A 22,282-nucleotide genomic window follows, 5' to 3' on the forward strand; every position below is an offset into this window, starting at 1 on the left:
CTTTTCCGCGCGGCCGTACCGGCGTATTTCCCCGCCGGGACGGCCGCGTTTTTCGATCACGCGTCATCAATGCCTCTGACGTGCGGTGGTGCGGCTTCCCGCGAAACGGGGTAATTACCAGGTGATCCCTATCCGGTTGTCACTTTTGGGGAATAGGGTGAGGTGATGGATCGACGCATCTTCGGGCTGGAGAACGAGTACGGCGTGACCTGCACGTTCCGCGGGCAGCGCAGGTTGTCGCCGGACGAGGTGGCCCGGTATCTGTTCCGGCGAGTGGTGTCCTGGGGCCGATCGAGCAACGTCTTCCTCCGCAACGGCGCGCGCCTGTACCTGGACGTGGGCAGCCATCCCGAATACGCCACCCCTGAATGCGACAACGTCGTGGAGCTGGTGACCCACGACAAGGCGGGGGAGCGAATCCTCGAAGGTCTCCTGGTCGACGCCGAGAAGCGGCTGCGCGAAGAGGGCATCGCCGGAGACATCTACCTGTTCAAGAACAACACCGACTCGGCCGGCAACTCCTACGGCTGCCATGAGAACTACCTCGTCGGCCGCCACGGGGAGTTCGGCCGGCTGGCCGACGTGTTGATCCCCTATCTCGTCACCCGGCAGATCATCTGCGGAGCCGGCAAGGTGCTGCAGACGCCGCGCGGCGCCGTCTACTGCGTGTCGCAGCGGGCCGAGCACATCTGGGAAGGGGTCTCCTCGGCCACGACCCGCTCCCGCCCGATCATCAACACGCGTGACGAGCCGCACGCCGACGCCGAGCGGTTCCGCCGGCTGCACGTGATCGTCGGCGACTCCAACATGAGCGAGACGACCATGCTGCTCAAGGTCGGCGCGACCGACCTCGTGCTGCGCATGATCGAGGCCGGCGTGGTGATGCGCGACCTGTCGCTGGAGAACCCGATCAGGGCGATCCGCGAGGTCTCCCACGACATGACGGGCCGCCGCCGGGTGCGCCTGGCAAACGGCCGCGAGGCCTCGTCCCTGGAGATCCAGCAGGAATACCTCACCAAGGCGCGGGACTTCGTCGACCGCCGCGGCGGCGACGAGACCAGCAAGCGGGTCCTGGAGCTTTGGGAGCGCACGCTCCGTGCGGTGGACACGGGCGACCTCGACCTGGTCTCGCGGGAGATCGACTGGGTCACCAAGTATCAGATGATCGAACGCTACCGGCAGAAGTACGACCTTCCGCTGTCGTCGCCGAGGGTGGCGCAGCTCGACCTGGCCTACCACGACGTCCACCGCAAGCGCGGCCTGTTCTACCTGCTGCAGAAGCGCGGAGCCGTCGAGCGGGTGGCCAGCGACGTCAAGATCTTCGAGGCGAAGTCGGTGCCGCCGCAGACCACCAGGGCCAGGCTCCGCGGGGAGTTCATCCGCAGGGCCCAGGAGAAGCGGCGCGACTTCACCGTGGACTGGGTGCACCTCAAGCTGAACGACCAGGCCCAGCGCACGGTGCTCTGCAAGGATCCCTTCCGTAGCGTCGATGAAAGGGTTGACAAGCTCATCGCCGGGATGTGATCCCTTACGTGGTTCAGACAGCGGGTTCGGGTAGGGTTACCCGAGCCTTGCTGTCTTTCTGAGGGATTTCACATGCGCCGCCGTACGGCAATAGCCGCCGCTGCTCTTCCGTTGCTGCTCGCCGCGGCGTGTGGCAGCCAGACGAGCACCACTGCCAGCCCGAGCTCTGCCGCGAACGCGGCGACGGCGTCAGCCGACGGCATCAAGGTGACGGGAGCGGCGGGCGCCAAGCCGGTCGTCGCGTTCCCGGCGGGCAAGCCTCCGCTCACCTCCTCGTCGAAGATCATCCTCGCGGGCACCGGGCAGGCCGTGAAGGACGGCGACATCCTCAAGGCCAAGGTGACCATCTACGACTGGGACGGCAAGCAGAACAAGGCGTCGAGCTCCGACTACGACCAGGGCCACTCGGAGTTCGTGACCGTCAGCTCCGCCCAGCTGCCGAAGGCGCTGTTCCAGGCGCTGCAGGGAGCCAAGCCGGGCGGCCGCGTGCTCGCGGTGGTCAGCAAGGACAACCTGTCGCCCGAGCAGATCACCCAGGCGCAGTCCCAGGGAACCGACTTCAACACCTCGTCCCAGGTGCTGGTCATCGATGTGGAGTCGTCCATGCCGAAGGCCGCCTCGGGCACGGCCGTCGACTCGTCGATCGACGGTGTGAAGGTGGACAGCCCCGGCGGCGAAAAGGCTCCGACGCTGACGACCAAGACCGACGCGAAGCCGCCGAAGGACCTCGTCGTCAAGACGCTGATCAAGGGCTCCGGCCCGGCCGTCAAGGCCGACCAGATGGTCCTCGCCCACTACACGGGCAAGATCTGGGGCACCGACAAGGAGTTCGACTCCAGCTGGGCGCGGAACACGCCGGCCACCTTCCCCCTCAACCAGGTCATCAAGGGCTGGTCGCAGGGCCTCACCGGCGTCCCGGTGGGCAGCCGGGTGCTGATCTCCGTTCCGCCGGACCTCGGCTACGGCTCCCAGGGCAACCCGCAGGGCGGCATCAAGGGCACCGACACCCTGGTCTTCCTGGTCGACGTGCTCGGCGCCGTCTGACCGGTCGGACCACGAAGAGGCCCTCCCTTCCGGAGGGCCTCTTCGTCGTTGCGGGGCCGGCGGGCGGTCAGCCGCCGATGTGGTAGCTGTCGCCGTAGACCTTCCAGGTCAGCGGCGGGTCGAGGTCGAGGTTGCCGGCCTTGAGGAAGACACGTTGCGCGGTGTCGACCCTGCTGGTGTCACTGTGCGCCTCCTCGGTCTTCATCGCCGCCTTCCGCGCGTCCAGGAAGGCGTTGAGGTAGGCGACCTCGTCGCCGCCCTGCGCCGGCGTCCTGGCCTTCTTCATCGCCGTCCTGCGGATGCCGCCGAAGCTGACGGCGTCGTCGCCGGGCCCGTGCATGACGATCCCGTCGTAATAGATGAACTGGCCCAGCGCGCGCAGGCCGTCGGCCTTGGCCTGCCCGACGGCCGGGTTGAAGTAGACGCGGTCGCGTTCGTCGTTCTGCGCCTGCTGGAAGGCGGGGTCGGCGGCGGCCTTGCGCCAGTCCTTGGTGAAGTTCGGATCCAGGCCCTTGTGCGAGTCGGTGCCGTTCACCTTGCGCAACGCGGGCAGGTAGGGCGCGAGCACGTTGCCGGGCTTGCGCCGGGCGTACAACTCGACGAGGTCCAGCATGTCGCCGGTGCCGGAGCAGAAGCCGATGATCCCGCCGGTGTAGCCACGGCCGTCGTCGATGTCCTCGATGTACTTGTACTGCGCCTTCCAGTCCAGCGAGGAGTTCTCCGCGCTGGAGACGAGCTCCATCGCGATCTCCTTCTTGTCCGGGTCGGCCAGGTCGGACGCGGCCTTCGTGCCGGCGCCGCTCTTCGGTGCGCGCGTGTTCGCCCTGCTCGTGGCGCCACCCGTGCTCTTGTCGGCCGTGGTCTTGGTGTCTCCAGTGTCCTTCGTGCCGCCCGGGCTCTTCGTCGCGCGGACGGGCTCACGGGTGGCCGAGACGGGGCTCGCCACACCCGGCTCGGCCGTACCGCTTGGTGAGACGGTCGTGACAGGGGCCACCGTGGCCGGGGCGGCCTCGACCGCCGAACAAGCTGCCTGGGGCAGTACGGCGAGGCTCGCAGCGAGCATTAGAGCGCCTCGCCGGGGGGCTCGCCAGGGGGTACGGGTGCGCGGGTCCGTCACGGACGTCGCTCCGTTCTCCGCCGTTTCTCGCCGCGAGCGGCCACGGAGACTGCGGGGGAGCGGTCGAGAAGGGGGGTGGCGGGTTCGGGGGGTTAGTTAGGAAGGTTTCCTAATAAAGCGTAAGCGGGTGCCCCTGTCAACGTCGTCATGACCCGCGGCCTCGGAAACGCGTCAGGCGCCGGGATCGGAGGAGGCCGGCAGGGATGCGGTGTGGCGTCCCGCCGCCGCGGAGGTCAGGAAGTACGCGAGATCCTCGTCGAGGCCGCGGCCCATGGTGGACAGGCGCACGGGCGACTCGCGCAGGGCCTCATACAGCCCGTCGACCGGGACGTGCACCAGTTCGTGCCGTACGGCCAGGGCCTCGGCCTGCTCGCGCACCTTCGCGCCGAAAGGCCCGGGAAGGTCGGGGACGACGACCTGGGCAGGCGCCAGCGCGACCCGTCCGTATGCGGTGAGGGAGTGGTGCGAGACCCCGACGTGCCGTTCCCGTTTGTCGCCTTCGCTGACCCTGAGGGCCGCCACGGGGCGTCCCGACAGGACGGAGGCGGCGTTGACGGCCTCACCGGCGGAAACTCCCGAGAAGCCCCATCGTGTGCCGGTGCCGAGGTTACCCGGTCCCTGGGTGACGACGGCGACGTCGGCGTTCAGCACGTGCCGGGCGGCCAGGAGGCCGGTGTGGAGCGTGACGGCCTCGACGTCGCCGCCGAAGGACTGCCCCACCGTGACCACGCCGCACAGCCAGTCGTGCGAGCGCAGCTGGGCGCAGGACATGGAGAACCAGGCGGGGAGCGCTCCACCGTCCAGCATGACGTAGGCGACCCGCAGGCCCGGCCGGGAGGAGTACAGGCCGCACAGGATCGCGGGGAGGGCCGAGTGGAGGTCGGCGACGACCACCGGCATGCCGTCGATCGAGTCGGCGTCTCTCAACACCTCGTGGTGAGGGGAGTCCTGCTCGTCGGCGCCGAGCACCGTGGCCTGCAGCGGGGTGTAGCGCGCCTTGACCAGGTGGCCCGGGCCGGAGGGATCTTCCGGCAAACGGTCCGGAACGGCCACCACCATGGCGTAGCCTCCCGTACCGAGGCCCATGGCGAGCGCGGTCGTGTTGAGCAGCACGATGTCGCCCGGCTCCGGGCGTCCCACCAGCGAGGGGTAGGCAAGCGCCCGGAACTCGCCCTCGGCGAGGGAGACGTCGAGCTCCACCGCCCCGGGCCATTCCCGCCGGACTCTGGTCACCTCGCCCTTGCGCCATCTGATCACGCCGAAAAGGGTAGCGTTCTCGATTGGAGGGGAGGCCCGATGTCGCGGCGGAAGACCGAGCGGCTGCTCAATCTGGTGATCTGCCTGCTCGCGACGCAGCGGCCGCTGAGCGCCGAGCAGATCAGGCAGGCCGTTCCCGGGTACGACCCGGACAACGACGAGGCGTTCCAGCGCATGTTCGAGCGCGACAAGAACGAGCTTCGTGAGATCGGCATTCCCATCGACGTCCAGAGGGACCCCTGGGAGGACGATCCCGGCTACCGGATCGTCCGGCAGGCCTACGAGCTTCCCGAGATCATTCTGGAGCCCGACGAGGCCGCGGTCATCGGACTCGCCGCCCAGGTGTGGCAGCGGGCCAGCCTGGCGGAGGCGGCCAGCGGCGCGCTGCTGAAGCTCCAGGCCGGGGGAGTGCGGACCGATCTCGCCGACAGCCCTCTGGAACTGCGGGTGGACACCCGGGACGCCGCCTTCCCCGCACTGTGGGAGGCGGTCCGCGACCGTCGCGCGGTGACGTTCCCCTACCGGTCGGCGGGCAGCGAGTCGGTGCTCACCCGGACGGTCGAGCCGTGGGGCGTGGTGAGCAGAGGCGGCCGGTGGTACACCGTCGGCCATGACCGGGATCGCGGCGCTCCCCGGGTCTTCCGCCTGAGCCGGATCGCCGGCCCCGTCTCGACGGTCGGCCGTCCCGGCGCCGTCACCGTGCCCGAGGACGTCGACCTGCGGTCCATGGTGGGCTTCCAGGAGGCGCCCAACGAGAGGATCGCCCTGATCAAGGTCCGGCAGGGCACCGGCCTGGGCCTGCGGCACGCCGCCGTGGCCGAACGGACCGGGTCCGGCGGGTGGGACGAGGTGGAGGTCACCTTCGCCGACCCCGAGCGGCTCGCGGGCTGGATCGCCAGCCTCGGGGCCGACGTGGAGGTGCTGGATCCCCCGGACGCCCGTGAGGCCGTGATCCGCAGGCTGAAGGGTGCGCTTCAGACGTCGGGCGACCACGGATGTGAAAGGTGACCGCCAGATGAGTTCCGACCGGCTGCCCCGGCTGCTCGCGCTCGTGCCGTACCTGATGTCGCATCCGGGCGCCCAGGTGCCCGAGGTGGCGCAGCTGTTCGGGCTGTCCGAGAAGCAGCTCGTCGACGATCTCCAGCTCGTGTGGATGTGCGGCCTGCCCGGGCACACCCCCGGCGATCTGATCGACGTGTCGTGGGACGGCGGCGAGATCACGATCGAGAACGCCGAGACGATCGCCAGGCCCCTGAAACTGGGCGTCGACGAGGCCAGCGCCCTGCTCGTCGCCCTGCGCATGCTGGACGAGCTGCCCGAGTTCGAGGGCCGCGACGTGCTGTCGCGTGTGATCGCGAAGCTGGAGCAGGCGGCCGGAGACGGCGCGGCGGCGGTGAGCAGCCAGGTTCAAGTGGAGGTCGGCGCGGCTCCCGGCGCCCACTCGGTGATCACGGACGCGACGCGCAGGCGCAGGCGGCTGTCCCTGCACTACTACGTGCCGGGCCGCGACGAGATCACGCCGCGCGAGGTCGACCCGATGCGCGTCGTCGTGGTGGACGGGCGGCACTACCTGGAGGGGTGGTGCTACCGGGCTGAGGCGATGCGCATGTTCCGCCTCGACAGGATCGTCGAGGTCGACGTGCTCGACGTGGCCGCGAACCCGCCGGCGGAGGCCGAGCCCATGGACGTCACCGAGGGCGTCTTCCGGCCTTCCGACAGTGACGAGCTCGTCGAGCTCGAGGTCACCGCGGCGGGCAGGTGGGTGGCCGAGTACTACCCCTGCGAGGAGATCGTCGAGCTCGGTGAGGGCAGGCTCCGGGTGTCGCTGCGCGCCCGGGATCAGTCCTGGCTCGTACGGCTCGCGCTCCGGCTAGGCGACAGCGGCAGGGTGCTGTCGCCGGCGTCGCTGGCGGACCGCGTCGCGGAGACGGCGAAGGCGGCTTTGGCCAATTACGACTCGGTGGCCTGACCGGGTGACTATGGAGCCGGGCCGCGCGGGCGGTTAGCATGTCGGGCATGACATGGATCTTCGTGGCGGTGGGCCTGGCCATGGCAGGGCTCTCTGTACTGGGGTTCCTGTCCGCCCGGGTCTTCGTGGCGGCACGAGGGCTGGGCCTCGAGATCGACCGCGCACGGCAGCGCCTGGCGCCTTTCTCCGGTGAGTTTTCCGGTGAACGCTCCGATGAACAGCGTGTGGCAATCGGTGCGAACAGGGAAGGGCGAGGGTAACAGCGGTGCCAGGTGCGCGTACGATCGATGAGAGAAACGACCCCTGCGTTCTAAGGAAACTATGATGTCGAACCTCGGTCCGACTGAGCTGATCATCATCGCTGTGGTTGTGCTGCTGTTGTTCGGGGCCAAGAGGCTTCCCGACACCGCCAGGGCTCTTGGGCAGTCGCTGCGGCTGTTCAAGAAGGAGACCAGCAACCTGAAGGAGGACAGCGAGGCTCCTACGGTCGTCAGGACGCAGGCCGAGCCCGTTGCCCCGCAGCAGGTGAACGCGGCGACCCCGTCGGTCGAGGAGCGCCTGCGCACTCTCGAGGAGGAGAACCGCCGCCTCAAGGCCACCTCCGAGACCACGGTCAACGGTGTTCCGCTGTCGCAGACGCAGAACGACCAGAGGTCCAGCTGATCGTCCGGGCCCTGACATGGCCCCCACCCCCGGAGCAGGTTCACTGAGATGGCGCTGCTGAAGCGGTCGAGCTCGCAGGCTCCCACGGATGACGACGGCCGGATGTCGCTCATGGATCACATCCGTGAGCTCCGGAACCGCGTGTTCAAGATGATCTTGGGCCTCGTCGCGGGCACGGCGATCGGGTTCGTCTTCTTCGACCCGATCTGGAAGTTCATGACGGGCCCGTTCTGTCGCCTGCCCGCGGCGTACAAGATCACCGGTGGCAGCAGTTGCTCCCTGGTCGTCAACGGTGTGCTCGACGGTTTCTTCATCAACCTGAAGGTGGCCCTCATCTTCGGGGCGGTCGTCAGCGCGCCGATCTGGCTTTACCAGGTCTGGGCCTTCATCACGCCCGGCCTCTACCGGAACGAGAGGCGCTACTCTCTCGGGTTCCTGGGCCTGGCCGTCCCGCTGTTCGGCGCCGGGGCCGCCTTGGCCTACCTCACGATGGACCGGGGGCTGGCGCTCCTGTTGAGCTTCGTGCCCAACAACGCCATCCCGCTGATCAACGTGGACGACTACCTCGGGTTCCTCATCCTGATGCTGGTCGTCTTCGGCGTGTCGTTCCTGATGCCGCTGCTGATGGTGTTCCTCAACGTCATCGGTGTGCTGCGTTTCTCGGTGGTGTCCAAGCACCAGCGGATGATCGTCTTCTTGCTCTTCGTGTTCGCCGCCGTGGCGACGCCGAGCCAGGATCCGTTCACGATGCTGGCCCTGGCCGCCCCCATGGTTTTGCTGTTCTTCGTCGCGGAAATCTTCATGTACTTCCACGACCGCAGGAAGGACGCGGTCGAGGCCGCGCGGGCACAGGCTCTCGAAGAGGAACTCGACGGCCCGTCGGCCCATGTCGGTCCCACGGAGTGACTAGATCGCACCGGGATTCCGCAATAGGTTCCGGATGTGCCCGGTGAGATCGTCGTCCTGGTGAATCCCGCCGCCCGCGGCGGCCGCACGATGCGGATCCTCGATCCCGTCATCCGGCGGCTCGAACAGAGCGGGCGGCGCGTGTCGGTGATCGTCGGCACGTCGGCGGAGGACGCCCGTGAACGGGCCGTCTCCGCCGTCGCCGAGGCCCCCGGCGCGCTCGTCGCATTCGGCGGTGACGGGCTGGTCCATCTGGCGCTCCAGGCGGTCGCGGGGACGCCCGTGCCGTTCGGGATCATCCCTGCGGGCACCGGCAACGACATCGCCGCAGCGCTCGGCATTCCACGCAGGGATCCTCTCTCGGCGGCGGGCATCGTGGCCGGCATGGTGGCCGACGGGACGACCCGCGCGATCGACGCCGCCAGGCTCGGCGGCGACCCCGGCTCCGGTGAGTGGTTCGCAGGCGTCATGGCCTGCGGGTTCGACTCCAAGGTCAACGAGCGGGCCAACACGATGACCTGGCCCCCGGGGATGGCCAGGTATCTGGTGGCCCTGATGCGGGAACTGCGGTCGTACGCGCCGATCCCCTTCACGATCACCCTCGACGGCGAGGCCGTCGAGCAGGAGGCCGTGCTGGCGGCCGTGGCCAACACCTCCTCCTACGGCGCGGGCATGCGGGTCTGCCCGGACGCCCGGCCGGACGACGGCCTCCTCGACGTGCTGATCCTGGGCGCGATGCCCCGGTCGGAGTTCCTCCGCGTGTTCCCGCGGGTCTACCGGGGCGCGCACGTCGGCCATCCCGGTGTGACCGTACGGCGGGCGCGGAGCGTGACGCTGGAGGCCGCCGGCGTGATCGCCTACGCCGACGGGGAGCGCGTCGGACCTGCTCCGCTGTCGTGCGTGATCGTCCCAGGGGCGCTTCGCATGATGGCCCCTGCGCGGACGGACGGTCCGGAATCCGGTTATCGGTAGGGTTGACCCCATGAGCGAGCGGAGCGAATGGGGTAGCAGGCCTGACACGTCCATGAATGCTCCGGCGAGCCGGTAAGCGGGGAGAGAGCATGAGCACGCCGGCGGAACGCTACGCCGCTTTCCGGAGTGAGCAGACCGGGCATGGGCCCGCTCTGGCCTCGTTCCGCGGCCTGTACGACTTCGACCTCGACGAGTTCCAGCTCGACGCCTGCCAGGCGCTCGAAGCGGGCGACGGAGTCCTGGTCGCCGCTCCCACGGGGTCGGGCAAGACGGTGGTCGGCGAGTTCGCCGTCCACCTCGCCCTCGAGCAGGGCCGCAAGTGCTTCTACACGACGCCGATCAAGGCGTTGTCGAACCAGAAGTTCAACGACCTCGTCAAACGCTACGGCGCGGCCAAGGTGGGCCTGCTGACGGGCGACAACAGCGTCAACGGCGAGGCCCCGATCGTGGTCATGACCACCGAGGTCCTGCGCAACATGCTCTACGCCGGGTCGGGCACGCTCGCCGGCCTCGGCTACGTCGTCATGGACGAGGTGCACTACCTCGCCGACCGGTTCCGCGGGGCGGTATGGGAAGAGGTGATCATCCACCTTCCCGAGTCGGTTCGCGTGGCGGCACTGTCGGCGACCGTCAGCAACGCCGAGGAGTTCGGCGAGTGGCTCGGAGCGGTCAGGGGCGACACCACGGTCATCGTCGACGAGGTCCGTCCGGTGCCGCTGTGGCAGCACATGCTGGTGGGGCACCGGATGTACGACCTGTTCGTCAACGAGGGCGACGACACCCTGCGGATCAACCCCACGCTGATGCGGATCTCCCGCGACGAGATGCGGCTCGCCCAGGCGCGCGGCAAGCGGGGCTACAACCGGCCCGGCAGGGTCAACGGCTCCAACAGGGCCGACGTGATCGAGAAACTCGACACCGAGGGCCTGCTGCCCGCGATCACGTTCATCTTCTCCCGGGCGGGCTGCGACGCCGCGGTCATGCAGTGCCTGCACGCCGGTCTGCGGCTGACCACCGACAGCGAACGCCACGAGATCCGCCAGATCGTGGACGAGCGCACCGCCCACCTGCCGGACGAGGATCTGGCGGTGCTCGGCTACCTGGAATGGCGCGACTGCCTGGAGCGCGGCCTGGCGGCCCACCACGCCGGCATGCTGCCCGCCTTCAAGGAGGTCGTGGAGGAGCTGTTCACCAGGGGCCTGGTGAAGGCGGTCTTCGCGACCGAGACGCTCGCCCTGGGCATCAACATGCCCGCGAGGTCGGTCGTGATCGAGAAGCTCGACAAGTGGAACGGCGAGACCCACGCCGACCTGACGCCGGGCGAGTACACCCAGCTGACCGGCCGGGCGGGGCGGCGCGGCATCGACGTGGAGGGCCACGCCGTCGTCGTCTGGCAACCGGGCATGGACCCGCTGAGCGTCGCCGGCCTCGCCAGCACCCGCACCTACCCGCTGCGCTCCAGCTTCCAGCCGTCCTACAACATGGCGGTCAACCTGGTCGGCCAGGTCGGCCGGGAGCGGGCGCGAACCCTCCTTGAGGACTCCTTCGCCCAGTTCCAGGCGGACCGTGCCGTCGTCGGCCTGGCCAGGCAGCTGAGGAAGGCCGAGCAGGCGCTCGAGGGATACGCCGACGCCATGACGTGCCATCTGGGCGACTTCCCGGAGTACGCGGCGCTGCGCCGGCGGCTGTCGGACCGGGAGGCCGAGCTGTCGCGCCAGCGGGGCTCGGCCCGGCGGGCGCAGGCCGCCCAGTCGCTGGAGGCGCTCAAGCCCGGCGACGTGATCCGGGTGCCGGGCGGGCGGCGCGCCGGCTTGGCCGTCGTGCTCGACCCCGGGGTCAACGTCCGCGGCGGCGAGGGTCCCTCGCCTCTCGTGCTGACCATCGGCAGGCAGGTGAAGCGTTTATCGCCCGCGGACTTTCCGGTGCCCGTCGAGCCGGTCGAGACGATCAGGATCCCGAAGAACTTCAACGCCAGGTCGCCCAAGGAGAGGGCCAACCTGGTCGCCACCATGCACGCCAAGCTCGGCGACCGCGACCTCGGCAAGCCCGTCAGGGCGCGGGACCACACGACCGAGGACGACGAGATCAGCCGCCTGCGGGTGGAGCTCCGCCGGCATCCGTGCCACGGCTGCGACGAGCGTGAGGACCACGCGCGCTGGGGAGAGCGCTACCACAAGCTGTACCGGGAGACCGAGGCGCTGCGCCGCCGGGTGGAGAGCCGCTCCCATGTGATCGCCCGCACCTTCGACAAGGTGTGCGGCGTGCTCGACCAGCTCGGATATCTGGACGGGGAGCACGTCACCCAGGAGGGCAGGCGGCTGGCCCAGCTCTACACCGAGCTGGACCTGCTCACTTCGGAGTGTCTGCGCGCCGGCGTGTGGGAGGGCCTCGACCCGGCCGAGCTGGCCGCGTGCGTGTCGTCCCTGGTGTTCGAGGCGCGGCAGTCCGACGACGCGCGCAGCCCCAAGATCCCCGCGGGGGGCGTGCGTGAGGCGCTCGCCTCCATGACGCGCCTGTGGGGCGAGCTGGAAGCCGTCGAGCAGGACCACGGGTTGTCGTTCATCAGGGAGCCCGATCTGGGCTTCGCCTGGGTGGCGTTCCGCTGGGCGCGGGGTCACACCCTCGACGCGGTGCTGACCGACGGCGACATGGCCGCAGGTGACTTCGTGCGCTGGGTCAAGCAGCTGCTCGACCTGCTCGGGCAGATCAAGGACGCCGCGCCCAAGGGCAGCAAGGTCAGGGACAGCGCGAACAAGGCGATCGACGCCATGCGCCGGGGCGTGGTGGCCTACTCGTCCGTCGCCTGAGCGGCTCGGCCCCGCTCAGGCGAGGGCGAACCGCACCTCGCGGGTGGCCGGGTCGGCTCGCGTGAGCCGTACCCGGACCCGCTCGCCGAGAGGCAGGCGGTCGCCGTCGCAGCGTGCGATCACCGCGGGGTCGGTCACCTGCACCTGGCCGCCGGGTCGCCCCTCGTCGACGTCGATGACCACGGCGTCGAACGACTCGCCCACCCGATGCCGCAATACCGTGGCCTCGACCAGGTCGACGCAGGCGCGTTCGACGCCGCCGGTCCTCCTGTTCGCGGCCTCCATCTGGCCGGGCAGGAGGGCGAGCGCCCTTCTGATCGGTTCCGGGACGGGCTCGCCCGCCGTGACCGCGAGGCACACCTCGGTCGCGTAGCGGTCGACCAGGCGCCGCAGGGGCGCCGTCACGTGCGCGTACGGCGCAGCCACGGCGGCATGCGTGGTGACGCGCGGCGCCGCCCCGTCGAAGGCGGCGTATGCCGCTCCCCTGAGCAGGACGCGTGACTCGCGGAGGAAGGCCGCGTGGCCCGGGATCGTGGGATCGAGCCCGTGCACGACGTCTCCGTACGGCCGGCCCGCCGGCCAGGGCACGCCGAGCGCCGTGGCGACGCGGTGGGCCTTGAGGGTGTCACGCGGTGAGGCCTGCGGAAGCACGCGCAGCACGCCGACGCCCGCGTCGAGCATCAGCTGCGCCGCCGCCATGCCCGTGAGCAGCGAGATCTGTGCGTTCCACGACTCGGACGCGAGCCCGGTGCGCAGCTCGACGGCGTATCCCGCGCCGTCGTGGACGACCTCCTGCTCGGGGGTCGGCAGGCTCACCCCGCCTCTTTCCCGCTCCAGGGCGATCCGCAGCGGTCCGACCTCGGCGAGGAGCTTCAGCGTGCCCTCGGCTCCGCCCGAGTCGACGGCGGCCTGGACGGTCTCGTAGTCGAGCCGTTCGCGGCTGCGGACCAGCGCTCTGCGGAGATCGACGCCGACCGTCTGACCGCCGGAGTCGAGATCGATGCACCACAGCGCGGCGGGGCGGGCCTGGCCCGGCAGCAGGCTGGCCGCGCCCTCCGAGAGCACAGGGGGGTGGAGCGGAACGCGGGAGTCGGGAAGATAGACGGTCTCGCCGCGCTTCCCGGCCTCCTCGTCGATCGCCCCGCCGGGACGCACGAACGCGGCGACGTCGGCGATGGCGTACCAGACGCGGTAGCCGCCCGCCCGGCTCTCGATGCACAGGGCCTGGTCGAGGTCCATGGACCCGGGCGGATCGATGGTGAGCAGCGGCAGGTCGGTGCGGTCCTCAGCGGGCGTCACAGGCCCCCGGGCGACCCGCTCCGCCTCGTCCAGCACGCCGGGCGGGAAGGCGTCCGGCAGGTGATATTCGTGGCGGACGCGGGCCAGGCCGGCGGCGAAGTCGTCCTCGTGCCGCCGCGGGAGGCGGATGGTCGGGTGGGGCATTCGCCCAACCTACTGTCCTCGGTCAGCGGTCGGCGAGGGCGGACAGCAGCCGGTTGAGCGGGCCGTCGAGGCCGTAGCGGTCGGCCAGGGCGACCAGGCCCTCGGGGTCGCGGGGTTTGGCGGGACAGGTGAGGTCGACGTCCGGCACGGGCGCGTCGGGGGCCACCTCGACGACGGCGGGCGCCACGGCGAGATAGTCGCGCGCCGCCAGGAGCTTGGCCCGTGCCCCCGCGGGGAACCCGTCGGTGACGCCCTCGTCGAGCGCGGTCAGCAGCGCCGAGAGGGAGCCGAACCGCGTGATCAGAGCGGCGGCGGTCTTCTCGCCGATGCCGGCGACACCGGGCAGGCCGTCGCTGGGGTCGCCGCGCAGCGTCGCGAAGTCGGCGTACGTCCGGCCGGGAATGCCGTACTTCTGCGCGACGAATGCCTCATCGACCACTTGAAGGTTACGAATCCCCCTTACTGTGTAAAGGGCCCGGCAGGGTTTCGCGTCGTCGACGAGCTGAAAAAGATCCCGGTCACCGGTGACGATGTCGACGGCGCCGGACGCCCGGGTGGCGAGCGTTCCGATCACGTCGTCCGCCTCGTACCCGGCCACGCCGATGCGGGCGATGCCCAGCGCGTCGAGCACGGCCTCGATGACGGGCACCTGCGGCACCAGGGTGTCGGGCACCTCCTCCTCATTGCCCGTGGCGACCCGGTGCGCCTTGTACGTCGGGATGGCCGCCACCCGGAAGGCCGGCCGCCAGTCGGCGTCCATACAGGCCACCAGCTCGGCGGGGGAGTGTTGCCGCACCAGCGTCGCGATCATGTCGATCAGCCCGCGCACCGCGTTGACCGGCATGCCGTCCGGCGCGGTCATCGACTCGGGCACGCCGTAGTAGGCGCGGAAGTAGAGAGACGGGGTGTCGAGAAGCATCAGCACCCGTCCATTGTCGCGCCCGGCGCCACGTCACGGGGCGAGTCAGGAACCGAGAACGCTCACCGCCAGGAGACAGGTGTCGTCCTCCGGGTTGGGGCCGCCGATCTCCTCGATCAGCCGGTCGAGGCTCCCCTCCAGCCCCTCCCCGTGCTCCCAGATCTCCCCCGCCGCCTGGAGGGTGAGCTCCAGGCCCTCCCCGATGTCGCGGCAACGCCGTTCGATCAGCCCGTCGGTGAACATCAGCAGCAGGTCGCCGGGCTCCAGCCGGATCTCCGCCACCGAGTACGGCTGGCCCGAGGTCGCCCCCAGCACAACCCCGTGCGGGGCGGCCAACTGCTCGGCCTGGCCGTGCCGTACGAGGATGGGGGCCAGATGGCCGGCCTGAGCCCAGGTGAACACCCGGGTCGGCGGGTCGTAGTAGCCGCAGACGACGGTCGCGGTCGTGTCGTCGAGCCGGTTGAGCACCAGGGCGTTGAGCCAGGCCAGCAGGAGGCCGGGGGTGGCGCCCGTCATGGTGAGGCCGACGAGCGCGTGCCGGAGCTGGGCCATCTCCGCGATGGCGGGCAGGCCGTGGCCGGAGACGTCGCCGACGGCCAGGAACATCCGGCCACCGGGAAGCCGGGTCGCCTCGTACCAGTCACCGCCGAGGCTGGCCGCCTTCTCGGCCGGGACATACCGTACGGCGATGCTCGCGTAGGGCAGGGTGATCGAGGTGCCATGGCCCGGGAGGATCGCGTCGCGCAGCGCGGCCATGATTTGCTGCTCCTGAGCGGCCTGCCTGCTGACCTCGAGCAGCGCCCGCGTGGACTCCTCCAGCACCCGCTCAGCCCGGCGCCGGACGGTCACGTCCCTGATGACGCCGCGCACGCCTGCGGCGGCGGGCTCGAGGACGGCACTCAGGTCTCTGACGTCGTCGCCCCTGTGGATCCGGAACTCGGCCCGCACCGGCTCGGCGCCGTCGCCGTTGAGCCGGACGATCTGGGCGAGCGCGCGGTCGAGCGGGGCCCGGTCGTCGGGATCGGCGTGCGCGGGCAGGTCGAGGAGGCTGATGGGGCCATCTCCGGCGTCCCTGCCGAAGATCGTGTACATGTGCTCGGACCAGGAGGCCTCGCCTGTGGTCAGGTCCCAGTGCCCCCAGCCCATCTCGCTCTCGCGCTGCGCGAGCATGAGGAGGCCGTCGTCGAAGGGGCCCGGCACCGGAACACGGGGCTGCCGGTGCTCCGATCGTGTTTCCCGGGACGGCGTGGGGACCGGGACGGACCCGCCCGGTGGGTCGCCGGGGTTCACAAGGGTTGCGGTGATGGTGTTGTCGGGGATGGTGCAGGGTAGCGCACCGGTGTCGCGGCCGTCCGCGGGAGGGAGGGGCGGCTGTGGGCCACCCGCTACGCCGACCATGTATCTCGCTCTCAAAGATGCTTAATTTAGGACATATTAGATGCGGACAGTAAGCGTCCTTGCGCGGAGCGTAGCAGTAGTCTTTGTCACTCGGGATGGGTTTTTCCCTACGCGGGAGGAGAAAGAGCCGTGCGGCTCGTGGAGGGCGCCCGGCGGATGCGGCGAGTGCGCGGCGGGCCGACCGTGTGTCGTGTCGTGCCACCCGGAACGGCGCCGCGGGCGGCTCGTCGTTAGATTGGGCCCGTGAAAACCATGTCCTCTGACCTGTATCCCGTGACCCGGCTCGCCGAGGTCAAGGAGGCCACGCTGCGCTCGGGCCTCGGCGCCCTGCTGCTCACTCCGGGGCCGGATCTGCGGTACGTGACCGGATACGAGGCGATGCCGTTGGAGCGGCTCACCTGCCTGGTCGTGCCGGCCGCGGGGGAGCCCTTCCTGGTCGTCCCGCGTCTGGAGCTTCCCGCCGCCGAGCACTCCCCGGCGTCGAGGCTCGGCATCGAGTTCGTGCCCTGGGACGAGACGGACGACCCGCACGCTCTGGTCGCCGAGCGGCTGGGCGCGGTCGGCTCCGTCGGGCTGGCCGACCGGATGTGGGCGATGCAGTCGCTGCGGTTCCGCGAGGCCATGCCCGGGGCCGAGCAGAAGCTCGCCGGCGGTGTGATGCGTGAGCTGCGTATGCGCAAGTCGCCGGCCGAGGCCGCCGCGCTCGCCGAGGCGGGGGCGGCCATCGACGCCGTCCACGAGCTGGTGCCGCAGTTCCTCAAGGCCGGCCGGACCGAGCGCGAAGTGGGCAGGGACATCGCCGAGGCCATCATGGCCGCGGGCCACGCCACCGTCGACTTCGTGATCGTCGGCTCCGGGCCCAACGGCGCGAGCCCGCACCACGAGCTGTCCGACCGGATGATCCAGACGGGTGAGCCCGTCGTCGTCGACATCGGCGGGATGATGCCGTCCGGCTACTGCTCGGACTCGACCCGGGTCTACTCCGTGGGCGAGCCGCCGGCCGAGTTCGCGGCCTACTACGAGGTGCTCAAGCAGGCGCAGGAGGCGGCGTGCGCGCACGTGCGCCCCGGCGTGACCTGCGAGTCCATCGACGCCGCGGCGCGCGAGGTGATCGCGGAGGCCGGCTTCGGCGACTACTTCATCCACCGGACCGGCCACGGCATCGGCCTGGAGACCCATGAGGAGCCCTACATCGTCGCGGGCAACTCAGAACTGGTCGAGCCGGGATTCGCCTTCTCCGTCGAGCCCGGCATCTACATGGCCGGCAGGCACGGGGCCCGCATCGAGGACATCGTCATCTGCGGTGAGACTGCCGGCGAGCGGCTCAACAACACCACGCACGATCTTGTAATCGTGTGACAGGCCTGGGCAAAGCCCGTAGGCGAATGTAACAATCTTGGCGGCCGGCGATCCCGGCCGCCTTTTGTTTTCCGGCCTGTCCTGCGAGAGCCGTACCCCACCGGGTAGGAGTGCATTGCGATGACCGTCGACCGAGTTCTGCCTACGCCTGAAGCCCATGACCTGCTCGATCTCGTCCGCGAGCTGGCCGCCAAGGAGGTCGCGCCACGGGCGGCGGCCGACGAGGCGGCGGGCCGGTTCCCCCGCGACCTGTTCACGCTGCTGGGGTCGTCCGGGTTGCTGGGCCTGCCCTATCCCGAGGAGTACGGCGGCGCCGGCCAGCCGTACGAGGTGTATCTGCAGGTCGTCGAGGAGCTCGCCGGGGCGTGGCTGGCGGTCGGGCTCGGCGTCTCGGTGCACACCCTGTCCTGCTTCCCCGTCTCCGCGTACGGCGACGCCGCCCAGCGGGCCGAGCTCCTGCCCTCACTGATCGGGGGAGAGCTCCTGGGGGCCTACTGCCTGTCGGAGCCCCAGTCGGGTTCGGACGCGGCCGCACTGTCGACGCGGGCCGTCCCCGACGCCGACGGGTATCGGGTCGACGGGGTCAAGGCGTGGATCACCCACGGCGGGGTCGCGGACTTCTACACGCTGATGGCGCGCACGTCGGGAGACGGCCCGCGCGGCGTCTCCTGCTTCCACGTCCCGGCCGGCCTCGAGGGTCTCAGCTTCGGGACGCCGGAGCGGAAGATGGGCATGCGGTCGTCGCCGACGGCCCAGGTGCGTTTCGACGGCGTACGCCTTCCCTTACACGGGTCGCTGATCGGCTCGGAGGGCGACGGCTTCCGGATCGCGCTGGCCGCCCTCGACGGCGGCAGGCTCGGCATCGCGGCGTGCGCCGTCGGTGTCGCCCAGGCCGCCTTCGACGTCGCCTCCGCCTATGCCCGCGAACGCCGCCAGTTCGGGGTCCGGCTCGTCGACCACCAGGGCGTGGCCTTCATGCTCGCCGACATGGCGACGTCCATCGCGGCGGCGCGGGCGCTCTATCTGGAGGCGGCGAGGCTGCGCGACGCCGGCCGGCCGTACGGGACGAAGGCGGCGATGGCCAAGCTGCTGGCCTCCGACATGTGCATGAAGGTCACGACGGACGCCGTACAGGTGCTCGGCGGGTACGGGTACGTGGAGGACTTCCCGGTAGAACGGCACATGCGCGAGGCGAAGGTGCTGCAGATCGTCGAGGGCACCAACCAGATCCAGCGCCTGGTCATCGGCCGCACCATCGCTAAAGACGACCGGTCGTAGCGGCGATTCGGCCTATTCGCGCAGGAAGGTGGTGACGGCCGACAGGAACTCCTGCGGGCGGGCGGTGTGGACGTCGTGCCCGCCGCCGACGGTGAGGAGCCGGGCGCCGGGGATGCGGGCGGCGAGATCGGCGACATGATCCTGCGGGATGTGGCTTTCCGGCCCTCCGGCCAGCATCAGCGTCGGGGACGTGATCAAGCCCAGCTCGCCCGCCCATGTCGGGTCGGGCTCCCGGCGGTGGCGGGTCGTCTGCTCGACCATCGCCCAGTCGTACGGCAGGGCGCCGGCGGGCCGGTCGGGCACCTGGACGTCGGCGGGCAGCGGCACCGGCACGTCCACGAGCACGAGGCGATCGACGAGATCGGGACGCCGGCGGGCGACCAGGCACGCGACCATGCCGCCGAGGGAGTGGCCGATCACCGCGGCGGGCCGGGATCCGAGGTGCCCGAGCAGGCCGATGACGTCGTCGCGTATCGCGTCAAGGCCGTAGGCGCCCGGCCAGTCGCTGCGGCCGTGGCCGCGCAGGTCGACCGCGTGAACGCGCCACGAGCGCGACAGGGGCCCGCTGACGCCCGCCCAGTGGGTGTGGTCGTATCCGCGTCCGTGGAGGAGCACCACGGGAGGCGAGGCGGCATCTCCCGCGCTGTCATAGGCCAGCCGGATTCCGTTCACTTCCACTACGTGCATGCCTTCATGGTGCCGTTCGCGTATTTATGGTCGCCACGGGTTCCGCTTTCGGCGTCATGGCTGGGATTGGATGGAATCATGCCGTGACCACTTCCGGACACGGCGTGGTTTGGGCGGCACTACCGTTACAGGGGTGGAAGAGATCGATCGTCGAATCGTGACGCTGCTGGCGAAGGACGGCCGGATGAGCTTCACGGATCTGGCCAAGGAGACCGGGTTGTCGGTCTCGGCCGTACACCAGCGGGTGCGCCGGCTGGAGAAGCGCGGGGTCATCCGTGGTTACACCGCGCTCGTCGACTACGACGAGATCGGCCTGCCTCTGACGGCGTTCGTATCGATCAAGCCGAACGACACCGCCGCGCCCGACGACGCGCCGGAACGGCTCAGCCATCTGCCGGCCATCGAGGCGTGCCACAGCGTGGCCGGCGAGGAGAGCTACATCCTCAAGGTACGCGTCGCCTCACCGCTCGCCCTCGAGGAGCTTCTGCAGCAGATCAGGGCCTCGGCCAACGTCAGCACGCGCACCACGGTCGTCCTCAGCACGCCCTACGACTACCGGTCGCCGGGAACGGCGGACGCCGGGGAGCCCGAAGGCGGCGACGCCGGGCACTGACTGACTGACGGCGCCAGTGCCCGGCGGGTCCGGGACGGTCAGCCCGCCGGGGCGGGGACCGCGTCCGGGGACCCGAGGTGTGCCCGAACCCGGTCGTAGGCCTCCGGGGGAGCGCCCAGGCGGTCGAGCCCGAGCAGGGCGGCGCCCACGATCGGGGGCAAGGCGGTGACGATCAGCCGCGCGTGGGGAGCCGCGGCGGCGTATCGCCGCTCGATCAGCGACATGAGCTGGTCGTCGCCCGCCGTAAGCACGCCGCCGCCGAGCACGACCTCGCACGGGCCGCCGAGCAGGCCGAGCCGCCGCATCGGGACGACGCCGAGGACGGCGATCTCCTCCGCCAGCCGTTCGACGAGCGAACGGGCGATGGCGTCGTGGTAGGCCGCCGCCAGCAGCGGGGCGACCAGTTCGTGCAGGCGCGCGACGGGCTGCTCGCCGAAGTGCAGCGCGACGATCGCCTCCTCGACCGTCGCTGTGCCGAAGCAGTCGCGGACGACGTTTGTCAGGGCCGTGGCGGGCCCCCGGCCGTCCTCGGCCCGCGCGGCGTGCCACAGGGCCTCCTCGCCGAGCCCGTAGCCGCCGCCCCAGTCGCCGCTGATGCGGCCGAGCGCGGGGAAACGCGCGACCTCCCCGGCGGGGGAGACGCCCACCGCGTTGATGCCGGCGCCGCAGACCACCGCCACGCCCCACGACGAGCTCGCCCCGGCCCGCAGCAGGGCGAAGGTGTCGTTGCTCACGACGACATCGCGCCCGTAGCCGCGGGCGAGGAGCTCGTCGCGGAGCCGGTCCTCCTCGATCGGCAGGTCCGCCCCCGCGACATAGGCGGCGATGTGGTCGGCGTACGGCGTGCCGGCTTCGGGCAGGGCCTGCCGTACGGTGTCGCCGATCACGTCGATCGCCGCCGCCACGCCCGCGCTCTGCGGCATGAAGGCGGGACCGCGCCCGGTCGCCAGGACCGTGCCGTCCTCGCGTACCAGGGCGACGTCGGTCTTGCTGTTGCCGCCGTCCACCGCGAGGATCGTGCGCAGTCCCGGCCCCTCGGCAGCGGTCACAGCGAACCCGCCCACGGCAGGAACGTTCGGTTGGCCTCGATCAGGCGGCGGGCCAGCTCACCCGACAGCGAGGCTTGGCCGATCAGCGGGTGGCACAGCAGGGCGTCCTTGACGCGCTCCTCGCCGCCCCGCAGCGCCGCGTCGATGGCCAGCGTCTCGTAGGCGGAGACGTGGGCGATGAGGCCCCGGTAGAGCGGCTCGACCGGGTCGACGGGGAGGGGGGTGGCACCGCCGGCGCCGACGGTCGCGGGCACCTCGATCACGGCGTCGTCGTCGAGGAACGGCAGCGTGCCGTTGTTGAGGGTGTTGACGACCTGGACGTCGCCCCGGTCGTTGACCAGGGAGGCGATCAGGGCGACGGCGGCCTCGGAGTAGAACGCGCCCCCGCGCTTTTCCAGCAGCGCGGGCTTGGTGTCGACGGAGGGGTCGCCGTACATCTCCAGAAGGGTGGCCTCCATGGCCGCGACCTCGGCCGCGCGGGACGGCTTGGATCGCTCCTCCTCGACCACGAGGTCGTGCTCGTAGAAGTACCGCAGGTAGTACGACGGCACCACGCCGAGGTGGCGGATCAGCTCGACCGGCAGCCCGACGCTGGGGGCGATCTCCTCACCGTGCTCGGCGAGGATCCGCGGCAGCACGTCCTCGCCGTCGAGCAGCACCGAGCGCTCCCAGGTGAGGTGGTTGAGCCCGACGTGCCCGAGCTGGATCCGGTCGGGGGAGACCCCGAGCCCGGCGGCGAAGCGGCGCTGGAAGCCGATCGCCACGTTGCACAGCCCGATGGCGCGGTGACCCGCGTCGAGCAGGGCCTTGGTGACGATGCCGACGGGGTTGGTGAAGTCGACGATCCAGGCGCCGGGCGCGTGCTTGCGTACCTTCTCGGCGATGTCGAGCACCACCGGGACGGTGCGCAACGCCTTGGCCAGGCCGCCCGCACCGGTCGTCTCCTGCCCGATGCATCCGCATTCGAGGGGGAGCGTCTCGTCGACGTTCCTGGCGGCCTGCCCGCCGACGCGCAGCTGCAGCAGTACGGCTCCCGCTCCCGCGACTCCTTCCTCGACCACGGTGGTGGTGCGGACCTTGGCCGGGTGGCCGGCCCGGGCGAGCATGCGCTCGGCCATCCCGCCGACGAGCTCCAGGCGGCGCACGTCCGGGTCGACGAGAGTGATCTCCGACAGGGGCAGTTCGTCGCGCAGGCGGGCGAACCCGTCGATCAGTTCCGGCGTGTAGGTGGAACCGCCCCCGACAACGGCGAGTTTCATGATGCGTATGGCGCGCGG

The 22,282-nt window shown here is 70.5% G+C and carries 20 protein-coding genes; 12 read left to right on the forward strand and 8 right to left on the reverse strand.

Annotation, left to right across the window (positions count from 1 at the left end; genetic code table 11):
- Nucleotides 1-165: 165 nt before the first annotated feature.
- Entirely contained in the window at nucleotides 166-1,524 is a 1,359-nt protein-coding gene (gene pafA, locus Pth03_RS01005) for a Pup--protein ligase (RefSeq protein WP_203942147.1), read from the forward strand.
- Nucleotides 1,525-1,596: 72 nt separating this feature from the next.
- Nucleotides 1,597-2,568, forward strand: coding sequence for an FKBP-type peptidyl-prolyl cis-trans isomerase (locus Pth03_RS01010; protein WP_203942148.1), 972 nt, complete (start codon nucleotides 1,597-1,599; stop codon nucleotides 2,566-2,568).
- Nucleotides 2,569-2,635: 67 nt separating this feature from the next.
- Here Pth03_RS01010 and Pth03_RS01015 read toward each other — a convergent pair whose 3' ends face one another.
- On the reverse strand, nucleotides 2,636-3,631 hold the full coding sequence (locus Pth03_RS01015; protein ID WP_275413003.1) for a chitosanase: 996 nt from the start codon (nucleotides 3,629-3,631) through the stop codon (nucleotides 2,636-2,638).
- 225 nt (nucleotides 3,632-3,856) lie between these two features.
- Entirely contained in the window at nucleotides 3,857-4,942 is a 1,086-nt protein-coding gene (locus Pth03_RS01020; protein WP_203942149.1) for a DUF3866 family protein, read from the reverse strand.
- 39 nt (nucleotides 4,943-4,981) lie between these two features.
- Here Pth03_RS01020 and Pth03_RS01025 point away from each other — a divergent pair, with 39 nt between their 5' ends.
- From Pth03_RS01025 to Pth03_RS01055, 7 genes are all read left to right on the forward strand, one after another.
- Nucleotides 4,982-5,950 carry a helix-turn-helix transcriptional regulator gene (locus Pth03_RS01025; protein ID WP_203942150.1) on the forward strand — a complete coding sequence of 323 codons (969 nt, stop codon included), beginning with the start codon at nucleotides 4,982-4,984 and terminating at the stop codon, nucleotides 5,948-5,950.
- A 7-nt stretch (nucleotides 5,951-5,957) separates the two neighbouring features.
- Nucleotides 5,958-6,911 carry a helix-turn-helix transcriptional regulator gene (locus tag Pth03_RS01030; protein ID WP_203942151.1) on the forward strand — a complete coding sequence of 318 codons (954 nt, stop codon included), beginning with the start codon at nucleotides 5,958-5,960 and terminating at the stop codon, nucleotides 6,909-6,911.
- Between the two features lie 47 nt (nucleotides 6,912-6,958).
- Entirely contained in the window at nucleotides 6,959-7,171 is a 213-nt protein-coding gene (locus tag Pth03_RS01035; RefSeq protein ID WP_203942152.1) for a hypothetical protein, read from the forward strand.
- 64 nt (nucleotides 7,172-7,235) lie between these two features.
- Nucleotides 7,236-7,574 carry a Sec-independent protein translocase subunit TatA gene (tatA, locus tag Pth03_RS01040; protein ID WP_203942153.1) on the forward strand — a complete coding sequence of 113 codons (339 nt, stop codon included), beginning with the start codon at nucleotides 7,236-7,238 and terminating at the stop codon, nucleotides 7,572-7,574.
- 48 nt (nucleotides 7,575-7,622) lie between these two features.
- Nucleotides 7,623-8,480, forward strand: coding sequence for a twin-arginine translocase subunit TatC (gene tatC / locus Pth03_RS01045; protein ID WP_203942154.1), 858 nt, complete (start codon nucleotides 7,623-7,625; stop codon nucleotides 8,478-8,480).
- Nucleotides 8,481-8,516: 36 nt separating this feature from the next.
- The gene (locus Pth03_RS01050) at nucleotides 8,517-9,452 is read left to right on the forward strand and encodes a diacylglycerol kinase (RefSeq protein ID WP_203942155.1); all 936 of its coding nucleotides are present in this window, start codon (nucleotides 8,517-8,519) and stop codon (nucleotides 9,450-9,452) included.
- Between the two features lie 89 nt (nucleotides 9,453-9,541).
- Entirely contained in the window at nucleotides 9,542-12,259 is a 2,718-nt protein-coding gene (locus Pth03_RS01055) for a DEAD/DEAH box helicase (RefSeq protein ID WP_203942156.1), read from the forward strand.
- A 15-nt stretch (nucleotides 12,260-12,274) separates the two neighbouring features.
- Here the strand turns inward: Pth03_RS01055 and Pth03_RS01060 are convergent, their stop codons facing one another.
- From Pth03_RS01060 to Pth03_RS01070, 3 genes are read right to left on the reverse strand one after another with little or no spacing between them, the layout of a single operon-like run.
- Nucleotides 12,275-13,702 carry an RNB domain-containing ribonuclease gene (locus Pth03_RS01060; RefSeq protein WP_203942157.1) on the reverse strand — a complete coding sequence of 476 codons (1,428 nt, stop codon included), beginning with the start codon at nucleotides 13,700-13,702 and terminating at the stop codon, nucleotides 12,275-12,277.
- A 22-nt stretch (nucleotides 13,703-13,724) separates the two neighbouring features.
- Nucleotides 13,725-14,621 carry a 5'-3' exonuclease gene (locus Pth03_RS01065; RefSeq protein ID WP_203942469.1) on the reverse strand — a complete coding sequence of 299 codons (897 nt, stop codon included), beginning with the start codon at nucleotides 14,619-14,621 and terminating at the stop codon, nucleotides 13,725-13,727.
- A gap of 45 nt (nucleotides 14,622-14,666) precedes the next feature.
- A complete protein-coding gene (locus tag Pth03_RS01070) occupies nucleotides 14,667-15,821 on the reverse strand; it encodes a PP2C family protein-serine/threonine phosphatase (RefSeq protein ID WP_239118674.1) in 1,155 nt (384 codons plus the stop codon).
- 450 nt (nucleotides 15,822-16,271) lie between these two features.
- Between Pth03_RS01070 and Pth03_RS01075 the strand changes: the two genes are divergently transcribed.
- Together Pth03_RS01075 and Pth03_RS01080 are read left to right on the forward strand one after the other, a co-directional pair.
- Nucleotides 16,272-17,378 (forward strand): M24 family metallopeptidase, encoded by a 1,107-nt coding sequence (locus Pth03_RS01075; protein WP_203942471.1) that lies wholly within the window; start codon nucleotides 16,272-16,274, stop codon nucleotides 17,376-17,378.
- A 120-nt stretch (nucleotides 17,379-17,498) separates the two neighbouring features.
- Nucleotides 17,499-18,656, forward strand: coding sequence for an acyl-CoA dehydrogenase family protein (locus Pth03_RS01080; protein WP_203942158.1), 1,158 nt, complete (start codon nucleotides 17,499-17,501; stop codon nucleotides 18,654-18,656).
- A gap of 12 nt (nucleotides 18,657-18,668) precedes the next feature.
- Here Pth03_RS01080 and Pth03_RS01085 read toward each other — a convergent pair whose 3' ends face one another.
- On the reverse strand, nucleotides 18,669-19,343 hold the full coding sequence (locus tag Pth03_RS01085) for an alpha/beta fold hydrolase (RefSeq protein WP_203942159.1): 675 nt from the start codon (nucleotides 19,341-19,343) through the stop codon (nucleotides 18,669-18,671).
- 133 nt (nucleotides 19,344-19,476) lie between these two features.
- Between Pth03_RS01085 and Pth03_RS01090 the strand changes: the two genes are divergently transcribed.
- Nucleotides 19,477-19,956: an Lrp/AsnC family transcriptional regulator gene (locus Pth03_RS01090; RefSeq protein WP_203942160.1), complete on the forward strand. Its 480-nt coding sequence runs from the start codon at nucleotides 19,477-19,479 to the stop codon at nucleotides 19,954-19,956.
- A gap of 38 nt (nucleotides 19,957-19,994) precedes the next feature.
- Here Pth03_RS01090 and Pth03_RS01095 read toward each other — a convergent pair whose 3' ends face one another.
- Together Pth03_RS01095 and Pth03_RS01100 are read right to left on the reverse strand one after the other, a co-directional pair.
- Nucleotides 19,995-21,020, reverse strand: coding sequence for an N-acetylglucosamine kinase (locus tag Pth03_RS01095; RefSeq protein ID WP_239118675.1), 1,026 nt, complete (start codon nucleotides 21,018-21,020; stop codon nucleotides 19,995-19,997).
- Nucleotides 21,002-22,264, reverse strand: coding sequence for a 6-phospho-beta-glucosidase (locus Pth03_RS01100; protein ID WP_203942161.1), 1,263 nt, complete (start codon nucleotides 22,262-22,264; stop codon nucleotides 21,002-21,004). The genes Pth03_RS01095 and Pth03_RS01100 overlap by 19 nt, the downstream gene beginning before the upstream one ends.
- Between the last annotated feature and the right edge of the window lie 18 nt (nucleotides 22,265-22,282).

It is taken from the genome of Planotetraspora thailandica, assembly GCF_016863335.1.
GTDB lineage: Bacteria > Actinomycetota > Actinomycetes > Streptosporangiales > Streptosporangiaceae > Planotetraspora > Planotetraspora thailandica.

What these genes read in the sequence shown, in the direction of transcription:
- Pth03_RS01080 (WP_203942158.1), top strand. Translation starts at nt 17,499, where the DNA reads ATGACCGTCGACCGAGTTCTGCCTACGCCTGAAGCCCATGACCTGCTC.
- Pth03_RS01085 (WP_203942159.1), bottom strand. Translation starts at nt 19,343, where the DNA reads ATGCACGTAGTGGAAGTGAACGGAATCCGGCTGGCCTATGACAGCGCG.
- Pth03_RS01100 (WP_203942161.1), bottom strand. Translation starts at nt 22,264, where the DNA reads ATGAAACTCGCCGTTGTCGGGGGCGGTTCCACCTACACGCCGGAACTG.
- tatC (WP_203942154.1), top strand. Translation starts at nt 7,623, where the DNA reads ATGGCGCTGCTGAAGCGGTCGAGCTCGCAGGCTCCCACGGATGACGAC.
- Pth03_RS01055 (WP_203942156.1), top strand. Translation starts at nt 9,542, where the DNA reads ATGAGCACGCCGGCGGAACGCTACGCCGCTTTCCGGAGTGAGCAGACC.
- Pth03_RS01030 (WP_203942151.1), top strand. Translation starts at nt 5,958, where the DNA reads ATGAGTTCCGACCGGCTGCCCCGGCTGCTCGCGCTCGTGCCGTACCTG.
- pafA (WP_203942147.1), top strand. Translation starts at nt 166, where the DNA reads ATGGATCGACGCATCTTCGGGCTGGAGAACGAGTACGGCGTGACCTGC.
- Pth03_RS01015 (WP_275413003.1), bottom strand. Translation starts at nt 3,631, where the DNA reads ATGCTCGCTGCGAGCCTCGCCGTACTGCCCCAGGCAGCTTGTTCGGCG.
- Pth03_RS01010 (WP_203942148.1), top strand. Translation starts at nt 1,597, where the DNA reads ATGCGCCGCCGTACGGCAATAGCCGCCGCTGCTCTTCCGTTGCTGCTC.
- Pth03_RS01060 (WP_203942157.1), bottom strand. Translation starts at nt 13,702, where the DNA reads ATGCCCCACCCGACCATCCGCCTCCCGCGGCGGCACGAGGACGACTTC.
- tatA (WP_203942153.1), top strand. Translation starts at nt 7,236, where the DNA reads ATGTCGAACCTCGGTCCGACTGAGCTGATCATCATCGCTGTGGTTGTG.
- Pth03_RS01025 (WP_203942150.1), top strand. Translation starts at nt 4,982, where the DNA reads ATGTCGCGGCGGAAGACCGAGCGGCTGCTCAATCTGGTGATCTGCCTG.
- Pth03_RS01065 (WP_203942469.1), bottom strand. Translation starts at nt 14,621, where the DNA reads ATGCTTCTCGACACCCCGTCTCTCTACTTCCGCGCCTACTACGGCGTG.
- Pth03_RS01035 (WP_203942152.1), top strand. Translation starts at nt 6,959, where the DNA reads ATGACATGGATCTTCGTGGCGGTGGGCCTGGCCATGGCAGGGCTCTCT.
- Pth03_RS01075 (WP_203942471.1), top strand. Translation starts at nt 16,272, where the DNA reads ATGTCCTCTGACCTGTATCCCGTGACCCGGCTCGCCGAGGTCAAGGAG.